At 73.0% G+C, this 2,893-nt stretch carries 3 protein-coding genes; 2 read left to right on the forward strand and 1 reads right to left on the reverse strand.

The genetic code is table 11. The features are described from left to right. The first annotated feature begins 126 nt into the window (after positions 1–126). Complete coding sequence (locus tag AB0E96_RS40165) at positions 127–825, forward strand: ribonuclease HII (RefSeq protein ID WP_359831666.1); 699 nt, start codon at positions 127–129, stop codon at positions 823–825. Between the two features lie 350 nt (positions 826–1,175). Continuing rightward, on the forward strand, positions 1,176–1,580 hold the full coding sequence (locus tag AB0E96_RS40170; RefSeq protein ID WP_359831667.1) for a hypothetical protein: 405 nt from the start codon (positions 1,176–1,178) through the stop codon (positions 1,578–1,580). 153 nt (positions 1,581–1,733) lie between these two features. Here the strand turns inward: AB0E96_RS40170 and AB0E96_RS40175 are convergent, their stop codons facing one another. Further along, the gene (locus AB0E96_RS40175; RefSeq protein ID WP_359831669.1) at positions 1,734–2,450 is read right to left on the reverse strand and encodes a hypothetical protein; all 717 of its coding nucleotides are present in this window, start codon (positions 2,448–2,450) and stop codon (positions 1,734–1,736) included. Between the last annotated feature and the right edge of the window lie 443 nt (positions 2,451–2,893).

The following is a 2,893-nucleotide window of genomic DNA, read 5'->3' on the forward strand; positions in this document are numbered from 1 at the left end:
AACCGCTCACCCGCAGGCGACTTGACCTGCCCCACCCTCGCCACACCACAACCAACGAGAGCAGCAAGACAAAGTCACCGGCATTGGCCCTAGGCTGGAGGCTGCCCCCGCTGAACGGAATACGCCATGCCCATCGTCCCCCCGACGCACTCCGTCGAACGCTCGCTCCGCCGGGCCGGCGCCAAGATCGTCGTCGGTCTCGACGAGGTCGGGCGCGGCGCCTGGGCCGGGCCGGTCACCGTGGGTGCGGCCGTCACCGGCCTGCGCAAGGCGCCGGAGGGGCTGACCGACTCCAAGCTGCTCACCGAGCTGCGCCGACGCGCGCTCGCACCCGTCCTCGCCGACTGGGTCACCGCGTACGCGCTCGGGCAGGCCTCCCCGCAGGAGTGCGACGAGCTCGGCATGACCGCGGCGCTGCGGCTGGCCGCCGTCCGCGCGCTCGAGGCGCTGCCGGTCGAACCCGACGCGGTGATCCTCGACGGCAAGCACGACTACCTCGGCGGCCCGTGGCGGGTGCGCACGGTGATCAAGGGCGACCAGTCCTGCATCTGCGTCTCCGCCGCCTCGGTGCTCGCCAAGGTCCACCGCGACGGCCTGATGGCCGAACTGGGCGAGGGGTGCCCGGAGTACGGCTTCGCCGACAACGCCGGCTACCCGTCCCCGGTGCACCGCGCCGCGCTGGAGGAGCTCGGCCCCACCGATCACCACCGGCTCTCCTGGGCGTACCTGGACGCACTGCCGAAGTGGCGCCACCTCAAGCGCGTCCGGGAGGACGTGGCGGGTGCCCAGGGGCCTGCCGACGAACAGTTGACGCTCGGTTTCTGACGGTCCGTCTGGAATTGCCCCGGGAGGGGGTGGCGGGGGTTCGGTGCCCAAGGGGTGGGGCGCCCGTGCGCGTCCGACCGGCATTTGATAGATATCCGGGTATGCCTGTCTTCCCCGAGGAGCCGGAGATTCACGAGAGCCTCCCGGGCCCCGGCGTTCCCTTCCCCCGCGAGTCGGACGCACAAGCCCCTGCCATCGCATCCACCACCGTCGCCGCACCGGCTCCGGTGCCCGGCCCCCGTCCGGCGCCTCCGCGTCCGGTCCCGCCGCGCGCCGCCCGTCCGGGCCCGCCGCGACTGATCCCCAAGCCCGGGCCGGCACCGCGCCGCCCCGCCCCCGCCGCGCCGCAGGTGGAGGTCCAGCGGATCGCCGCCACCCCGGCGCAGGCGCTGGAGCGCGCCGATGACGCGGTCGACCGGTTGCTGGAGTCCGGCCGCGACCCGGGCACCATCCTGGTGCTGACGGTCGGTGAAGCGCACCCCTGGCAGCAGCACGAGCTCTCCTTCGGCGAGGAGCGCTACTGGGCGCAGCTCGCCGAGGGCGGGGACGTGTTCTACGCGGACGCCGCGCTGACCCGTCCGGTCCGCCGCGAGGTGGTCGTCCTGGTGGTCAACGGCGGACCGTCCGCCCGGACCGCCAAGGCGTACGCCAAGGCACTGGACACCGCGACCGCGCTGCTGGTGGTCTGCGGCGACGCCGGTCCGGCTGCGGCGGGCCGGGGCGGAGCCGCGCCGGGCCGCCCGGTCAAGGCCTGACCACAGCCGTCCACTTCGGGCCCGGTGCCGCCGCACGGTGCCGGGCCCGACCTCGGTCCCGAGGCCCTCGGAGGGCGACGGCCGCCGGTCGGCGCCCTCCTGGTGGCAGCTGGCGGTTCGACTGGCCCGACGGGCTCGACGGTCGTCTCGGGTTCAGCGCGTGCCGGTGCGGCGGGTCGGTTCGGCCGCTGCGGCCCGCGCCGGTGTCCAGGAGGCGTCGGACTGCGGGGAGCGCGCCGTGTCCTCGCCGTGCTTGGCCTGGTCGGCCGCCAGTTGACGGGTGCGCTGGCCGCGCGGGGTGTCCAGTGCCGAGCGCGGCGGCAGCTCCGTGACGGTGTGCACCGGCCCGTCGGCCCAGGAGCCCGCGTGCGGCTTGCGGCCGCCCCGCCCGTCCCCGAGGACCTGCCAGCCCGCCGGGGTGAGCCCGATGTACGCGCCGCAGCGCAGCCCGTGCAGTGCGGACGCGTCCCGCAGCGCCCACATCCAGGCGCCGTCCTGCTCCGTCCAGCCGAGTGCGCCGTCGCGGCAGCGCAGCAGCACGGCGGTGCGGCTCGGCTCGGGCAGCCGCAGGTCGTGCGGGAGGATCCGGCGCAGGTGGGCCAGTAGCGCGTTGCGGTGCTGCCAGCCGTCGGTGTCGTGCGGCCAGGGGGTGAAGGAGGCCGAGGCGACGAGGCGGTGGAGCGCGTCCAGGACGGTGACTACGACGGTGCCGGGCTGGGGCAGGTGACGCTGGTGCAGTTCCAGGACGAACTCGCGGGGCTCGCGCAGCAACGGGATCCCCGAGGCCGTCCAGGTCTCCAGGTCCAGCACCCGTCTGGGTTCCGGGCTCCCGGAGAAGGGATTCTGACCTCGGTCGATACCGTTGATCACGATCCTCCTTCCTGGCCCGTGGGCAGGCGGGTGCCTGGGTACGCCGAAGGGCGGATCCAGCGGACCGGGTTTCGGGTACCTCCCAATTCTCGGGGCATCGGGGCCAGAGCGGCAACGATGAAATGATGAACGCCATCCGATAGTCCATGGTCTGCCGGATATGTTCCACGGCGGCCCGAACGTCGCGGAGGTGCCTCCCGGCCTTGATCCACAACGCCCGGAGGCCAGGGTGAACCGTCGTCGACATGGTGGACACTCCTTTTCCGGGTCGTTCGGCCGGTGTGATCGAAATCGCTTCGCCTGATCCTTTCTGTTAGGCCATTCGAGTGAACGGGAAGCCGCCTTCGAGATTCTGCTGGCGAAGTATTTGATCTGGGTCGGGCTCAAGCCGTCGTTGTGATGCCGTGTTGGGTGCAGAGTGTGTGGATGCGGGTGGGGCGGCG

The sequence above is a fragment of the Kitasatospora sp. NPDC036755 genome (genome assembly GCF_040636595.1).
Lineage (GTDB): Bacteria > Actinomycetota > Actinomycetes > Streptomycetales > Streptomycetaceae > Kitasatospora.

Coding starts and splice junctions, on each gene's coding strand:
- AB0E96_RS40165 (WP_359831666.1), top strand. CDS start 127: ATGCCCATCGTCCCCCCGACGCACTCCGTCGAACGCTCGCTCCGCCGG.